The 15,182-nt window shown below is 52.9% G+C and carries 12 protein-coding genes; 7 read left to right on the top strand and 5 right to left on the bottom strand.

Annotated features, from left to right (window positions below):
- Positions 1-19 precede the first annotated feature (19 nt).
- Both N0K08_RS11970 and N0K08_RS11965 read right to left on the bottom strand, forming a co-directional pair.
- A complete protein-coding gene (locus tag N0K08_RS11970) occupies positions 20-478 on the bottom strand; it encodes an HAD domain-containing protein (RefSeq protein ID WP_261500584.1) in 459 nt (152 codons plus the stop codon).
- The gene (locus N0K08_RS11965; protein ID WP_261500583.1) at positions 475-873 is read right to left on the bottom strand and encodes a hypothetical protein; all 399 of its coding nucleotides are present in this window, start codon (positions 871-873) and stop codon (positions 475-477) included. The genes N0K08_RS11970 and N0K08_RS11965 overlap by 4 nt, the downstream gene beginning before the upstream one ends.
- Positions 874-986: 113 nt before the next feature.
- On the opposite strand from N0K08_RS11965, the gene N0K08_RS11960 reads away from it, so the two are divergent.
- From N0K08_RS11960 to N0K08_RS11950, 3 genes are all read left to right on the top strand, one after another.
- Positions 987-1,256: a helix-turn-helix domain-containing protein gene (locus tag N0K08_RS11960; protein ID WP_261500582.1), complete on the top strand. Its 270-nt coding sequence runs from the start codon at positions 987-989 to the stop codon at positions 1,254-1,256.
- Positions 1,257-2,289: 1,033 nt separating this feature from the next.
- Entirely contained in the window at positions 2,290-3,030 is a 741-nt protein-coding gene (locus tag N0K08_RS11955; RefSeq protein WP_261500581.1) for an ATP-binding protein, read from the top strand.
- Positions 3,031-3,326: 296 nt separating this feature from the next.
- Entirely contained in the window at positions 3,327-3,848 is a 522-nt protein-coding gene (locus N0K08_RS11950) for a hypothetical protein (RefSeq protein WP_261500580.1), read from the top strand.
- 37 nt (positions 3,849-3,885) lie between these two features.
- Here the strand turns inward: N0K08_RS11950 and N0K08_RS11945 are convergent, their stop codons facing one another.
- Positions 3,886-4,779 carry a hypothetical protein gene (locus tag N0K08_RS11945; RefSeq protein WP_261500579.1) on the bottom strand — a complete coding sequence of 298 codons (894 nt, stop codon included), beginning with the start codon at positions 4,777-4,779 and terminating at the stop codon, positions 3,886-3,888.
- Between the two features lie 221 nt (positions 4,780-5,000).
- Here N0K08_RS11945 and N0K08_RS11940 point away from each other — a divergent pair, with 221 nt between their 5' ends.
- The 4 genes from N0K08_RS11940 to N0K08_RS11925 all read left to right on the top strand — a co-directional run bounded on the left by N0K08_RS11940 (position 5,001) and on the right by N0K08_RS11925 (position 11,137).
- A complete protein-coding gene (locus N0K08_RS11940) occupies positions 5,001-5,252 on the top strand; it encodes a hypothetical protein (RefSeq protein WP_261500578.1) in 252 nt (83 codons plus the stop codon).
- Positions 5,249-6,613 (top strand): AbiJ-related protein, encoded by a 1,365-nt coding sequence (locus N0K08_RS11935; protein WP_261500577.1) that lies wholly within the window; start codon positions 5,249-5,251, stop codon positions 6,611-6,613. Before N0K08_RS11940 ends, N0K08_RS11935 begins: the two co-directional genes overlap by 4 nt.
- A 253-nt stretch (positions 6,614-6,866) precedes the next feature.
- Positions 6,867-7,628 carry a DUF1837 domain-containing protein gene (locus tag N0K08_RS11930; protein WP_261500576.1) on the top strand — a complete coding sequence of 254 codons (762 nt, stop codon included), beginning with the start codon at positions 6,867-6,869 and terminating at the stop codon, positions 7,626-7,628.
- A complete protein-coding gene (locus N0K08_RS11925; protein WP_261500575.1) occupies positions 7,628-11,137 on the top strand; it encodes a DEAD/DEAH box helicase in 3,510 nt (1,169 codons plus the stop codon). Before N0K08_RS11930 ends, N0K08_RS11925 begins: the two co-directional genes overlap by 1 nt.
- A 72-nt stretch (positions 11,138-11,209) precedes the next feature.
- Here the strand turns inward: N0K08_RS11925 and N0K08_RS11920 are convergent, their stop codons facing one another.
- Complete coding sequence (locus N0K08_RS11920) at positions 11,210-12,454, bottom strand: tyrosine-type recombinase/integrase (RefSeq protein ID WP_261500887.1); 1,245 nt, start codon at positions 12,452-12,454, stop codon at positions 11,210-11,212.
- A gap of 686 nt (positions 12,455-13,140) precedes the next feature.
- A complete protein-coding gene (locus N0K08_RS11915; RefSeq protein ID WP_261500574.1) occupies positions 13,141-14,514 on the bottom strand; it encodes a type 1 periplasmic-binding domain-containing protein in 1,374 nt (457 codons plus the stop codon).
- Positions 14,515-15,182: the final 668 nt, after the last annotated feature.

Raw genomic sequence — 15,182 nt, 5'->3', positions numbered from 1 at the left:
AGGTTCGCAGTCATCTTTACTACGGGGACACGCCATTCAGGCGGCGCCTTAGTTCTACGCAGGCTGCGGCGTCCAGGCCGGTCCGTTTGTTTAGCACCAAGAGGTTCTTGCTAAATGGCCGGAAGAGCCACGGGCTATCGTCCACTGCGAGCCAAAGCGTCCATGGTGCTGCGTTGGCGCGCAGCCAAGCGCGGCACTCGGCTTCGCGCTCATAGCCAACCAAGCTGGGGGGGACATCGGAAAGAGAACGAAAAGGAGGACAACATCCCACGATCCTCTTGGCGACGTCCTGTGAAAAGCGCTCCCGCAGTTGCTCAAGCGACCGGGACAGCCTCCAAGTCGATGAAACCACGATCTGGAGGTCGTTGATTGAGCGAACCGACTGCTCAAACAGTTCGAGGTTACTGAAATGCCGGGATTCGTGACAATGAAGGGGGTGTAGCACACCGTCGAAGTCGAGAAACAGCACCAAGCTCATTGAAGGCCACCGTCGGGATTGGCCTTCGATAACGATGTCGCGTTGACGCTCGATCCGGAGCCATCTCTTGCCGAATGGTGCAAAACGATGGCTTTCATCGCAGCTTCTATGTAGCTTGCTCCTGATGTTTTGATGTCATCAATCTGGCATTCTGCGACTCCATTGGTCGCGTGAAATGACGCATGAAGTTCCTTGGCCATTTCAAGAACGTCCGAAGCAGCTTCTTCGGTAAACGACCTGTAGGCCACGCGTTTGGGGTCGCCAAACACGGCAATGCTCTGGTCGTTCATGTAAATAGCGAAAGGCCCGTTTTCTGTCCCGATCATGTCGCAGTCGAGGAGCCGCGCGCATAGATATTCCAGCCGGATTCCGGTCAGGGGCGTTAAGTCTGCCATCACACAGTGTCCATAGCTTCAAAGTGATTGTCGGTAGTCTAAAACAGACTATTCTAATTTTGACTATACCAAAAAAGACTTCAAGCTGCCGACGTTTAAGGCCTGCACCACCGATGGAAAAGTCCCTGCACAGCAACGAGTACATGACATTTGTGAGTGTGTTAAGGCAAGTCCGTCAGGACTTAGGAGTTACACAAGAAGGCTTGGCGATGACGCTCGAAGCTACACAGACGTTTGTGAGCAAATGCGAACGAGGGGAGCGCAGACTTGATGTGATCGAGTTGCGGCAGTGGTGTGCGGCGCTTGGAATTGAGCTTGAGGACTTTGCAAAGCAATTGAACCGGGCTCTTGAAAAGTCAAAACAGCGCGTACTCCTGAAGTAGTTGAATGTGGTGCACGCTTCGGCTGCCTGCTGCAAAAAATCTCCATGCTAAATCAGTCAATTCGGGTGTCTATGAGCGGCGACTACCTTTGCGTCTCCATCCCGAAACTTGGCTCACCTGACTTTCTAGTTGTACCTGTCCAATGCCCCCAGCACAAACTTTCGATCACCCTATAGAGCCGCTTCTGTACTCCAGCAAAAAGGCGGCCGAGAGCGCTGGTGCAGAACTGGCAGTAGTCGCTTCTGAGGACCGATGGAATGACTTCGGATTCTCCATCTTGGCTCACTTCGGATTCCGTTTAGGGCTCTCTGAACGAATGCTCTGGCTCGATGGGAAGCTCGCGGTGCGAGGTGAGAGCAACCTCAGACGCCTTGCCGCAAAGCTTCTCGAAGGGGGAAAAACTAGCGCTCCGCTGAAGGATGCTCATGAGCCGTATGCAGCGCTGCTGACTGACCTCAAGTCTTACTCAGCACTGCGCATGGAACTTGGGCTCGATCTTGCTCGACAGCGGCTTGCGGCGCTGCACGATGTAGCGATGCTCAGAGACGTGGGACAACCTGTACCGAACTGGACGGATTTCTTTTCCAGCAAGGTGTATGTCCATTCAATGATTCGCTCCAGCGAGGCATATCTCGCGGCAAAGGATGGGGCAGGAGTACTCGTGAGGAACGGGAGATCAGAGGTCGACGTACGAGTTCCATTTGAGGCTAGGCTGACAGGCCTTCCGCCAAGGCTTAGCTTCTCGTTCCGATTTGAGCGGAGGGCACTACGAGGCCGTATCGCGGTCTTGGTCGGTAAGAACGGCCTCGGTAAAACTACTTCGCTGGCTAAGCTGGCACAGGCTCTGGTGGACCGAGACTACCGGCATGCACGGATCGACCCACGGCCAGACGTGAATCAAGTTCTGGCTTTCGCGCACTCGACCTCTCTGTCGCAGTTTGTGCGGCGCTCGAATGCAAGTTCCGCTCGAGTGCGTGCGTTCTCCTTGGACTCTCGGAAGAGGAGCCGCAAGGTCGCCGAACTACTCACAGCGATGTTGCCAGAAATCGCCAGAGGCTTTGACGAGCGCGGGAGTCGGCTGCACTCACTTAGTCAGATTCTCGAGGCGGAGTTCCCGTGGCTAGTCCTTGCTGTGCCGGTCAATGATGGTGGACGAATCGAAATCGCTGGCAAGGGCCGCTTCGATGACCTGCATGTGTGGTCTGACAACATTGGCGAGCAGACTCGATTGGATGCAATTCTTCGGCTCGACATGAATCGAGAGATCGAATTTGTTGACTCTCAACACAAGTCTCGAAAGTTAAGCCTCGGTCAGTATGCGTTTGTACGATTCGTTTTGATTGCATTGGCCAATGCAGGTCCGGGCTCCGTCATCGTGGTCGATGAGCCGGAGAACTTCCTCCATCCAAATTTGATTTCAAGATTCATGCGAGTGCTTAATCATGTTCTTAACGATGCACGCTCCATAGCAATCGTCGCGACGCATTCGCCTTTCGTTGTTCGAGAAGTGCAAGCTGAACAGGTTCACATCCTCGCAAATTCGGGAGAAGGGGTTGTTGTCACCTCGCCCCGAATGCAGACGCTGGGCGCTAACGTTGCCTCCATCTCCGATGAAGTTTTTGGTGATGACCTGCATGAGCACCTGTATGAGGAGCTCCTGAATTCCGAGGATTTCAGGGGCGCGAGCATATCCGAGCTGGTCGAACATTACGCAGGCGAGTTGAGCGTAGAAGCATTGATGCTGCTGCGCAGCAAGCTGGAGAAGGCGGGATGAGGAAACTGAATGCGCCCGCTGTAGACGATCACCAGGCACTGACGCTGCTCCCCAAGCGTGGAAAGCACAGGCTGGCTGTCGCTGCCCGACGAGCTGATATTGGACTGCAGTACAGGGAATACCTTCAGGCTGAAGGTAACCCTTGGCTGCTCCCACCCACAAAAGTTTTTGATGACATCAAGCCGTCCTTGCATGCACTCTACAGGTCGCCTCCCGGCCCTTTCGCCTATATCGACGTGCTACGGCATGCGACACGAGGCTCTTGCCCAGTCTGCGGGGGAGGCGCTGCGGCCACCTTGGACCATCACCTGCCGAAGGAGGTTTTTCCGCAGTTCTCGCTTTATTCGCTGAACCTCGTTCCTGCTTGTCATCGTTGCAATCACGCGAAGGGTGAGAACTACCAAGGAGGAGTCCTTGGGCAACGCGGGGTTCACCCGTATTTTGATGACTTTGTCGGAGGTCGAGCTTTGACGGCTCGATTTGAACCGCCTTGGAATGCCCCTAAGGTGTCTATCATTCCATTCAACGTGACGGGCGATGCCTTGCTTGCGGTGCAGTGGCAGATTGAGAACGTTATTTTGCGTGCTGGTATTGAGAACACGCTTCGAGGTCTCTGGGGGCAGCTGGTTGTTAATCCGAGAAAATCGCTCCGTCTGAAACAGGGTCTTACGGATGTTGCGACAGTCCAAGCACTTTTTATCGAGTTGGCGGGGTGGGCGGCACACATGCAGATGTCGGAGAACGACTGGCAGGCGGTCTTCTATCACGGTGTCGCGAATAGTCCAGGCGCAGATGCCTATGTGGTAAGTCTCCTTTAAAAGTGAGCGTGAAATAGATGGTGAATGCCAAAAATAGTTACGTGCTTTTTTCTGGCGTCGCTGGTGATGCGGTCATTTCTTTTGTTCTGCGGTAAATGATATCCAACATAGGGGGGATATGCTCTTCGTTTTTGGAGGCAATGGCTAGGTGGATAACGGGATGTTCTTTTAGCACTTCTTTGTTATTGAGAAAAATGCCGAGGTTGGATTTTTGCGCTTTATTAAGGTAGTGGTGAACTGAGTTTGCTAATATGTCCGCCATTATCGTAAGAGAAGAGTATTCGCATTCAATGTCAAATTGAATTTCTTCGAATATTGGCATGCCATCGCTCTTAATCGATAAGATGGCATGCTCTTTCTTGAATTTTCCAGGCTCGTCATCGGGTACGTATCGGAAAATATCACGATCTCTTCCAAGAATAATGCCTAAAGTTTCCACTCCTACCTGCTTGAATATCTTTAGTATCCCTTTGTCGATACGATCTGTTTTTACCGTTAGATTTATTTTCTTGATGCCAATTAGGTTTGCCATGCTCAAACCCATGATGAACATATGCTGGAAAAGCTTCACATGCAGGGATTCATTGCCGTTCTCATCTCCGCCTCGTCCTTTGGAAAACTCCGACTGATGGAAGCCTTCGGCATACACGGCCTGATAGAACCAACGGAACTTATATCTTTCCATGAAATGAAAAATTTCATCTCTTAGATTGGCCTGAGATTTTTTGTCCAGGTCCGTGATATGAAATTTTTTTCCAGAATCATTTCTGTAGCGGTTTAAGACATTGTCAAGATAAATCTCGGTGTTTCTTATTTCAGATTCCGTGTACAGGAATCCAGCCATAACGCCAATTTCGCCTTCATATCTTTCTCTGGTTTTTGCGTACCCTTTTGCGCCAGATTCATCAAGCACCAACACCATTTTTTTCATAAGTTTCTTAGCCCCTTAACCCATTTTCCGGACAAGCTGGACCTGCAGGGTCTTCAATAATTAATGCCTGCTGACCTGAAAAAGTGCCCGCAGAAAATTAAACCGTTAAAAATAATTCAACCGAGAAGATGGCGTGGCGCATTTGGATGCAACGCAGACAACCGACGAGCCTGTCACAATCAAAGCAACTTTTGAGCGTCGATTCGAGGAGGAGGAAGTCAATGAACCATGAACCAATTATGCGCCCAGCTCGCCAAGCCTCTCAACCCGATGAGCACGACGAAGCATCTGGGACGCTACGTGCGTTCTTCAGCAATGGACGCGCGCCATCTTATGGGGCCGATGTTGCTGCGGAGAGCCAGGTTGCACCGTTCCATAACGTCAGCATCGAGACCGAACGTGACATGACCTTTTCTACCGTGCAAGCAGGAGCCAGCACTCGTCGAGTAAATACGGCATTATTTTCTTCATGAATACAGTAGTGAACCTTCGTAAGCTTCTGCGCCCTGCCGTGGGCAACATGAAGGACGCATGCACCAACGGCACAATGCGGGAGTTTTGTACATCGATTGGTCTGCCTGTCCCGGCAGATGGCAGTGACAAGCGTGGGCGACTCCATGCCGCCTTTGACGCTCTTCCGGATGTTGACCTGCCAGACTTTGCACAAAGGTTGATTGAGCAGCGCACCATCGGTGGTGAATTACGAGATCAGGTACAAGAAATCCTCTGGTCTCACCTGCCATTTATCGAGATTTCAAAGCGTAGCCGCCGCGACATTGCACGCATGCTGAACAGCGTCAAGTTGTTTGCGCATTGGGACCATTTCGCACAAGCCCTTCAGGACGTGTTCGTTATTCCAGAAGACCTAAGATTCATATTCACTGGTCAGAGAAATGGTGTGCTGGAGTTTGCTCACAAACATTTCGTACGGAACTCAGAAGATGCGGATGTTGAACGTCTATTTGAGGAGCTGCGTGCGTTCGATCTTCCGCATCGCAGGTTTGGGTTACTGCTGGAAAAACTTGTGTCGGCGGACGTGCAAGTTGATGCGGAAGCTCAGGATGTTTTTGTTAGGGCGATTAATCCAATTCTGCAGTCTATTGGGGCCGAGCTACGGCAAACATCGATGGACGGCGGTTATCCAGTCTTCACCGTCACTTCGCTCAGGTCACCGCGGGGGCGAGCTAAGAACCTCATCTTTGCGTCGTCGGCTAAGCCCGACATCCGGTTTATTGATGCAATTAATAATGATATCGAGATTGTGTCGAATCAGGACGCCGTCCTTGTCTATGACAGGCCCATAAGTACTGATGGGCTGCGGTGGAGCGAACTACAACTGTGGTGGAGCGAACTTACGACAGAATCAGATGCTGCCAAAGCTCGGCAAGCTCTTTTTTTACGACTCCAGGCATGCCTGCCGGAGTCGTCTCCACCGCAACGGTTGTTGTTTCGAACGTTTTTCAAGACGTTTCGCGAATCCGTCCATCGGTTGCCAGCGCTGCTTCCAGAGGTCTGGCTGCATTGGGACCCCAAGACGGTGGCAAGCCGAGGGCCTGCCGCCTTACTAACTCACCGGATGGACTTTCTAATGCTCTTGCCTGGAGGGGCGAGGGTCGTAATAGAGGTCGACGGAGCGCAACACTACGCTGATGTATCCGGCCGTGCCGAGCCTCAGAAATACGCGCGAATGGCCGCTGGAGACCGGGCGCTCCGGCTTGCTGGTTATGAGGTCTATCGGTTTGGAGGGGCAGAGCTGCAAGGACCTGAACCTTCCAAGCTTGTCTATGAGTTTTTCCGGTCGCTGTTTGAGCGACACGGAATCCCCAGCACTTGAGAGCTGGTTGGCGCTGGTCAGCTGTGGAGCTGACTTTCCTGCGGTTAGCTATGACAGAAGTATGCGTCAGCCCGGTCAATAGTAGGCACGCGGGGCGTGGCGCAGCAGGTCAAGCAGTGCCTCTGACCACTCGTAGCTATGATGCTTCAAGTTGTTTCTGAATTTGCTTTTATTGCAGGCTCATCTACCGGCCGGTGGCAGTCAGCTTAGAGGCGGCTAGGACATACAGCTTGAAGCACATAGGAGGCTCTAAATGACTCGATTCGCCGAGTGGTGCACTCAAGCAGAAATACCTGCGGCAAACCACAAATTGCAGGCTCTAAACGCAGACCCACAGAAGCTGGGTGAAGCCGTGGGGATAGTCGCAGAGATGATTCCGGACCACTACGTGATGCCGGGCCGTCTCGCGCAACTGCTCAACCGTCTCGGGCGGAGCGCTGTCGCTGCATACGTAGCGGAGAAGCTGCCCACCTCGCTACCCCTCAAGTCCGGTGACTTGGGCGAAATCCTGTGCACGACCTTCGTGCATGAGGGCACTTCGTTCAAACTCGGTATCAAGCGTCTCCGCTGGAAAGACCATCGAAATATGGCTATGCGGGGGGACGATGTGCTGGCGTTCAGCCTTGGCGAGGGGGCGACTGGACTCAAAGTTCTCAAGGCAGAGGCCAAAAGCCGCGCCAGGATGCCAGCCTCCGTCATCGCTGCTGCTCGCGGTGCACTCTCTGCCTATGGAGAGCTTCCATCTCCTCATGCTATGAGTTTCGTAGCGGACCGACTGGATGAAGCAAGTGACAAACCTCTCCGCGACGCGTTGGACGACGCGCAACTCAAGCGCAGCCTGAAGCCCTCGCAAGTCACCCACATGCTGTTTGCATTTTCTGGCAACGACGCTTCAACGCTGCTGGCTACCAACCTGAATACATACGCTGGCGAGGCAGCACAACACTATGTTGGCCTTCGGGTGGAAAATCACAAGGACTTCATCAATGCCGTGTTCGCGGCGGTGGAGGGCTGATGGCCACCACTCTAGAAGAACTGCGCGCCAATATTGAAGCGGCTGTGGCACCGGGGTATCGACAGCAGTTGCTGGCGAGAGGGCAGGCCCGAGGAATGATTTGGCGCGCTGGGCTTTTGCCCATTGATGCACCTAACTTCAGTCCGGAGCTGTCGGGCGACCTCCTATCCTTCGGGTACTCGCTTCTGCTTCATGGACTGAGATACTTGGACCTAGGAGGGGATTTCGGGCTCGCCAGGGTGGCATTCGAGGTCGCTGCAGAGTCCATCGAAGCGGTAGTAGCCCGAGGTGAGGTCGACGAGAACCGCGACTTCCACCGCTTGGTTGCGGGCGCAGCCTATCACCTAGGCCGCTACTCGGCTCGAGCCTATTCGTTACTGTATGAAGGCCTCGGAGAGGCAAATCTTTCGGTTGTCGAACTCTGTTTGGCCAAGCTGATGCTCCGAGACCTTGAGGGGGTCAATGCAGCTGTTTCCGGGTGGTTTGCATCGGATGTCGGTTCGGACGGCAGCTTGATAGCTGTTTTTGAGACGGTTGCCGAGACTGATGGCACCGAGGACGAAGGTAGCTCCGACGGGGGCGGCGTTATCGAGGCGATGACGCGCGCACTTGAGGGGAACTTCCTTTCCGCAATGTTTCAGACATTGCTTGCCCTGGAACGCGGAGAAAAACTGTTGATTGAGCAAGCCCAAGCGCGTCTGCGGGAGGGACTGTCGGTCGCTGGAGAATTGAATCTTGTCAGTCAATGGTGGGCCCATCGGCTGGCCGTTCACATTGTCGACGGGCTTTGGGGAAGCAGCTTCCATGTGCTGCTTCCGAGCCAAGGGCCCGCGGGCGTCGATGTGGGCAACTGGGTGCAGCTGAGAAAGCTGTTTATCGCGTCGCTGATGCGCCGTCGCCGTGCAGAAATTGAACTCTGGCCATCGCAACTGGAAGCGGCGCAGCGCGTGCTCGACGTAGATTCCAACTTGGTGTTGTCGTTGCCGACTAGTGCGGGCAAGACACGTATTGCTGAACTTTGCATTCTGGCCTGTCTCGCACGCGGTAAGCGGGTGGTCTTTGTAACGCCGTTGCGAGCCCTGTCTGCGCAGACCGAGGTAACGCTTCGGCGCACCTTCGGACCTCTCGGGAAGACCGTTTCAAGTTTGTACGGCAGCATCGGCGCAAGTGGTGCAGATGTAGACGCCCTCCGGTCTCTGGATATCGTCGTTTCGACTCCAGAGAAGCTGGACTTTGCACTCCGAAGCGACCCTGAACTGTTGGACAGTATTGGACTGGTAGTCTTGGACGAGGGCCACATGATTGGTTTGGGGGAGCGTGAAGTTCGGTACGAGGCCCAAATTCAGCGGCTATTAAGACGTTCGGACGCAGCCACTAGGCGGATTGTCTGCCTCTCAGCAATCCTACCTGAGGGCGAGCAACTCGCGGATTTCACGGCTTGGCTTACCTTTGACCGACCTGACGGACTCATCAAGAACGACTGGCGCCCGACGCGCTTGCGATTTGGCGAGGTAGATTGGGACCCAAACACCAGCCTTGCTCAATTAAAAATCGTTGTTGGTGACGAGCATCCCTTTGTCCAGAAGTTTGTAGTTGGCAAGACCTTGACGACGCGAAAGAACGCGAAGGTTTACCCCTCCTCGCAGACTGACCTGTGCATTTTTAGCGCTTGGCGATTGATGGAGGATGGGCAATCGGTACTGGTCTTCTGCCCCCTGCGAGTGTCTGTCATCCCTTTCGCAAAGCGCATCATCAAGTTGCATCAGGATGGGCTGATTTCTTCCGTGCTGGCCCAACCGACCTTAGTTCTGGCCTCCGCGCTTGCGGTTGGGGCCGAATGGTTCGGCCCCAACCATGAGATTCTTCAGTGCCTTCGCCTAGGCATTGCCGTGCATCATGGGGAACTGCCGACTCCGTTCAGGAAAGAAGTGGAAAAGCTGCTCCGGGAGGGCGCGCTCAGACTGACCATTTCTTCGCCGACGCTCGCACAAGGTCTGAATCTTTCAGCGTCGAGTCTGGTGTTCCATGGTCATGCACGAGACGGCGAAACGATCGCCGAATCAGAGTTCCGAAACGTTGTGGGCCGTGCAGGTCGTGCATATGTCGACATTGAAGGATTAGTGCTGTATCCGATGTTCGGCGACCACGACAAGCGACGTAGCGCGTGGACACAACTGATTAGTAGCGACAAAGGGCGGGAGATGGAGAGTGGCATCCTGCGGCTTTTGATGTCTTTGCTCGTGCGGATGGTGAAGAAGCTTGGGACGAACGATGTGTCCACTTTGCTCGAGTACGTCGCGGGGCAAGGTGGGTGGGACTTCCCAGTATTTAGCGGTGAAAGGAAGCGGCTTGCGGCTGAGGCTGCTGTGGACTGGCCGCGGCATTTGACGAGCCTCGATACCGCCATCTTTAGCTTGCTCGGGGACACTCAAATTGCGGATGATGAGGTAGCGGCGAAGCTCGACGAAGTGTTGACATCATCGTTGTTCATGCGTCGGCTTTCGCGGCGAAGCGAGGGAGTACGTGCAGCCTTAATCGGTGGATTAAAGGCACGCGCCAAGCTCATCTGGGCAGGCTCCACGCCCTCCCAGCGCCGCGGCTACTTTCTTGCCGGCGTGGGGCTTGCTACGGGGCAGGTTCTCGACAATAAGGCGGAGGAGCTCGAGCATCTGCTCCTCCAAGCGAACCTTGCGGTGGATGCCGGTGAGCCTGATCGAGCCGTAGAAGCCATCATAGGCTTCGCAGAAATTGCGCTGGAAATTCCGCCCTTCACGCCGAAGAAGCTGCCGGATAACTGGAGGCAGATTCTTGGATTGTGGCTTCGAGGATTGCCTGTGCCGCAAATCGGCATCGACGACCCTGATGACGCGGTGTCCCTTATTGAGCATGCTTTCGTCTATAACCTCCCATGGGCCATGGAGGCCGTGCGGGTAAGAGCTGAAGCTCACCAAGACTTGTTCTCGGATGACCTCACGGTGGCCAATTACGGGAGCGGGCACGCCGTAGCGGCAGTCGAAACAGGTACCTTGTCGGTCGCGGCCTCCCTCCTCATCAAGGCTGGTTTCGCATCGCGGCTTGGAGCGATCCAGGCCGTGGCCGCCACGGGGGCAGATTTTGACGCAATGGCCGGTATGCGGAATTGGCTAGCTTCTCCGAAGATTCAGGTGTTGAAAGACAACCTCGGTTGGCCTACCGTGGAATCGCACGAACTCTGGGTTGATTTCACTGCGCCGCACGGGGCCGGCTATACCGCTCCTTGGACGGCAACTACTTACACTGGACCCGTCACGTGGTTTGGTGTGCCAATGCCTCCTGATGCTCCGCTGCGCCTTGGTGGGGGCCCGGGCAAGGAAGACTTGATCTACACAGCGGATTTCCGGAAGGTTGGCAAGATTGGGTATGCGTTCAATCAGAATGCTATTGGGCTTACTATCGCGACGGCTACCGGGGCTGTCGAAAATATTAATTTTGAGTATGTCGGCCCCAACGACCTGATAGGCCATAGCTGATGTTCTGCTTGACGGCAGACAACTACACGATAGTCATCAACCTTCCGACGATGCGCGTCGGTGCTATTTCTGCTATTTATCCGTTGCAGTTGAGGAAGTTGCAGCCAGAGTGGAAGCAAGGGCGCGCAACCGGGCGGGGTCGACTATGAGCGTGCCGTTCTCCGCTTCAATTGCCATGTCACGCAATGCGTCTTGTACGCCCTCAAGTTCGCGTCGGGTGATCAATTTACCGATGGAGGCCCGAATATGACTGATCTCTTCGAAGGCTAAGTCTACATAATGGTCGAGTGAGGCCATATTTCGATGGCCACTCCATTCCATCAGCTTTTGCTTCAATGCAGTCCCGCTCATCAAAAGTTTTCTTAGATCATCCTTATGCTCTATATTGTGCTGTTCTATTAGTTGAATAAATATCTTGGTGATATACCGGTGGCGAAACATATGAGCGCAAGTAACAGAAATTAGCTCTGCAGCTTTCGCAAGCAGGGAAATTTCTTGAGTGATGGTATTTGCGTTGAGTGGCATGCCAGTGACGGAGTTCACAAAGACATAGCCATGGTCGTTCTCACTCTTTATCGTCCGACGAATGATTGCTCTTCGATTTACCCGGATGAAGTTGACGAGAAAGTTGATGTCTGCAGCGGATACTGGAACAAAACGATGGTCTTCTTTTCCGCCGCGCCTTTTTACTGTAAGAAGGCGAAGGTCTCCAGATTTTTCCCGAGCAGCGGACAGAACATCTTCGACTCTAAGCGAAACAACCTCTACACGTCGTCCGCCCGTGACCTCAAGAGTTGTGAGCATCGCAAGCCGACGAACCCTTTGATGAACTGAAGAGCTGCACCTAACGGCAGCTACGCGTAACTTTTCTATTGCTTCGGATGAAATTGGCAAACGCCGATGGTAGGGGTCTGGCAGCGGGATGGATGCGTGATGCCAGTACCAAGACTTCCTAGCACCTCTCCCTCCAGGTCTCGAGTCGTGCCAAGGTGATTCCCTCCTTTCAGCTCGAATCCTACCGTTTACACCGATAAAATCTGGATCACGTCTAAACTGACCTAGCCAATTCAAAAACTCCAGGCAGAGACTACATATAGCGCGCACGGTGTTGTCATCGCGTCGACGTTGCCCTACTGGCTCCAATAGTTTACCTCGCAGTCCCAGCGTGAAGCGATGAATAGCCGCGTCGTTGAGTTCGTGAAAATCTACTCGACCTCGGTAGCAAAAGCGTAATAAATGGGTGAGATAACCTGCATATGTTCCGAGCGTTCCACCTCTCGTTCGGCGAGAAAGCCCTCGAATCCAAAGCTCCTGCATGAATAGATTTGCTGGAAGGCACCAAGAACCGTTTGGCCAGTGAAGCATAGGAATGTTGTCCGCAGGGACAGTTTCGACATGCCTTGATCGGTAGTCGGAGGCGATGGGTAGTTTGAAGTCGAGCTTCGTCAGGCTGGTAAGCTGATTTTCCATTGACTTAGACCAATCGCAGCCTAGGCAGCAATGCTCGCTGCAGACTCATCATGTCAAAAATCTCTCTCTGCTCCCTGCGGCAGCGCTCTATCACACTCTGGTCGTGAGACTGCTCCGCGTAGCGCTGACCCTGGCGCAAAGCTAACTCCAGCATCCGAGTTAACAACATTAAATCCTGCTCTAAGTCTGAACGTTGCGACGTCAGAGCGTCAACTTTATCCTTCAACGCGGCCCGTGTTGTCTTGCGACGTTGTGATTGCTCGCGTTGCGTTACTTGAATCTGTTCAATGGCTAGCTGTCTTAATCCGTCGAAGCCTTGGAAGCCCCCTGGGAGCGCTCGGGCCGTTCGCTTGAACGTGTTCAAAGAAGACCCGGTGATGCCGCGAGTTGTGTCACTGAATGCAGCAAGAGCACCTTGGCTTCGGAGTGCCTTCGTAACGGGGGCATCGAGAAAGTCAGAGGGCGAGGCAATGAGCTCTTGTAATAGAGCTGCCAAGCACTCTGAAGACGAAGTCCTATCAGTCATGGAATAATTATTGAGCATTATCGCTAACACATATCAACACTTCGTAAGTTGTTCCTCCTGTTCCTCGCATGAAGTGCGGCTCTACGGTGACGCTACCATTGGCAAGCAATTCTTCGATAAACTCACCCAATTCATCTGAATCAAGAAGTAAAACTTCTCGTGTTCCAAAATGGTTTTCGATGAAATCAAGGAGCGGCAGTGTTTGCGGATCGTGCGCTTTCGCATGCTCCACCACAAAATCAGCCTTTACTCCACGCAATACATGGCCAGGCGTGCTCTCAGAAATGTAGTGGTACAAGTGTTCTGCATCAGAGTGGCCCATAAACCAGCGAAGTACATCTAGTCCAGAGAAAGAGTTTCCCCAGAAAAAAAGCATGGCAAAGAAGCGACGCAACTGGTGCTGTCTTAAGTAGAAGCGCCGCCCATTCTTGTCGATTTCTGTTTGAAAGAAATCGCAAAACCTATCCAACATAAAATTGAATGAGCTCTGACCTGCCTTTAATAATCCAGAATTCACTTCCTTCGGGAACATCAATGCATTACTAGTCTCGGAGAGTACACCTCCGGCCACAAGCCTCTCCTGAAAGTTTTCTAAAAGACGAAGCAGTTCAGATGCAAACGCAGGAATAGGTCGTTCCAATGTTTGGCGCATGTCTCCAGTGCCGCTCTTGCGGGCCTTAAAGCGAAGATGGGAGCCACTGCTATTCAACATTGATCCGACTTTCAGATCAATGAGTTCACCCTGTCGACGAGCCATCAAGGTGCCGAGGATGACCAAGTAACATCCCCCTAGTACCATAAGCAGGTCCCAGAGTCCTCTATGTTCTCGAAGATTCGAAAAATATTGAGTGTCGAACTCGTCTCGGTTCACGCCTAATTCTCTCGTGTTTAACCCCTGCCTTGCCGTTCTGCCGATGCTCCAAGTATTAACTCCAATAGTAGTAAGCTTCGGCCCAAGGAACTGAGAAATTGATTCTTTCTCTAAAAATTGGGGGATACTGACGCCCGTAGCCTGTGCAGTCTTGGCGCAGAAAACGTATGCGTCAAGGAGCTCCTCTGCGTACTCAAGTGCAAACTCCACAGCACTCCGGAAAGAGCGCAGCACAAGTTCAGAGGGAACTGTTCGATAGCGACCAGGCGGGTGCAGCGAGAGATTTTTAATGAATGCTACATTTTTTGAAGATTCCGCGAGTGCGTTGGATGTGGGAAGACCGACGCTCTCAAGAAGGTGAAAGGACTCCAATGCACGCAGGTAGAAGCGAGGGGCCGACTCCGATCGCTCCTCTCCGCGAACTGGGACGCCTGGAAACTCGCGGTAAGCCACCGGTGCTTTTGTGATCGACAGCTCTTCGTAGAACGGCTTAATCCAGGAGCTCTTCAAAGTCCCACAGGGATAGAGTAAGGTCGAAAGGCGAGATGTACTGGGTATATGGCAAAATCCCGCTGGAGTGGACCCGTGCTGGTAGAAGCTATTCCGCCATAACCATGCGCGGCATTTAATGAGTGTGCTATCTGGAATTTTAAGAGGTCGGTCTTTCGTAGGGATAGCCAGTAGGGTGGGCGTACTTTCAATAATATGTTGAAATTCTCTTTCTTCGAGTTCCGCGGCTTTAGCTATAAGAAAGTTTCGCAATCTATATGACCAATCATAGACCCCTTCCGCGACCTCTTGGCTACAAATGGATTTGATTAGCATCAGGGATTGAGATTCGGAAATTGCTCGTATTCCGTATTCGGCAAGTCCAAATTCAGCGGACCTAAGTAATAAGTATTCACATATGTGAATGGCGCTTAAGAGTCGCGCATTCTGAGTGGCCGACGAGTAAACTCTACCGCTAGTATGGTCTGGATGAGTCTGAAAGATTAGGAAGTACTTCAACGAGTGCAGTAGTTGTTCATGACGCCTGTCAGTCAACAAAGCCCCATCTTCGAGCTTTATCCTGAAATCGATTGTCGAACTCCGCGTCTTCCAAATTTCCGCGTAAAAATTGCTCTTAAGCCATGGGGCAGTTTCATAGCCAGGCTTACATATTTTGAGAATGGCCAGCG

The organism is Acidovorax bellezanensis (assembly GCF_025421555.1).
Lineage (GTDB): Bacteria > Pseudomonadota > Gammaproteobacteria > Burkholderiales > Burkholderiaceae_C > Comamonas > Comamonas bellezanensis.
The sequence above is the reverse complement of the archived record's forward strand: the minus strand, read 5'-3'. Positions and strand labels throughout refer to the sequence as shown.

Excerpts from the sequence above, each read along its gene's own strand:
- N0K08_RS11920 (WP_261500887.1), bottom strand. The coding sequence starts at position 12,454 with ATGCAGGAGCTTTGGATTCGAGGGCTTTCTCGCCGAACGAGAGGTGGA.
- N0K08_RS11970 (WP_261500584.1), bottom strand. The coding sequence starts at position 478 with ATGAGCTTGGTGCTGTTTCTCGACTTCGACGGTGTGCTACACCCCCTT.
- N0K08_RS11935 (WP_261500577.1), top strand. The coding sequence starts at position 5,249 with ATGAATACAGTAGTGAACCTTCGTAAGCTTCTGCGCCCTGCCGTGGGC.
- N0K08_RS11945 (WP_261500579.1), bottom strand. The coding sequence starts at position 4,779 with ATGAAAAAAATGGTGTTGGTGCTTGATGAATCTGGCGCAAAAGGGTAC.
- N0K08_RS11965 (WP_261500583.1), bottom strand. The coding sequence starts at position 873 with ATGGCAGACTTAACGCCCCTGACCGGAATCCGGCTGGAATATCTATGC.
- N0K08_RS11940 (WP_261500578.1), top strand. The coding sequence starts at position 5,001 with ATGAACCATGAACCAATTATGCGCCCAGCTCGCCAAGCCTCTCAACCC.
- N0K08_RS11930 (WP_261500576.1), top strand. The coding sequence starts at position 6,867 with ATGACTCGATTCGCCGAGTGGTGCACTCAAGCAGAAATACCTGCGGCA.
- N0K08_RS11960 (WP_261500582.1), top strand. The coding sequence starts at position 987 with ATGGAAAAGTCCCTGCACAGCAACGAGTACATGACATTTGTGAGTGTG.
- N0K08_RS11925 (WP_261500575.1), top strand. The coding sequence starts at position 7,628 with ATGGCCACCACTCTAGAAGAACTGCGCGCCAATATTGAAGCGGCTGTG.
- N0K08_RS11955 (WP_261500581.1), top strand. The coding sequence starts at position 2,290 with ATGTTGCCAGAAATCGCCAGAGGCTTTGACGAGCGCGGGAGTCGGCTG.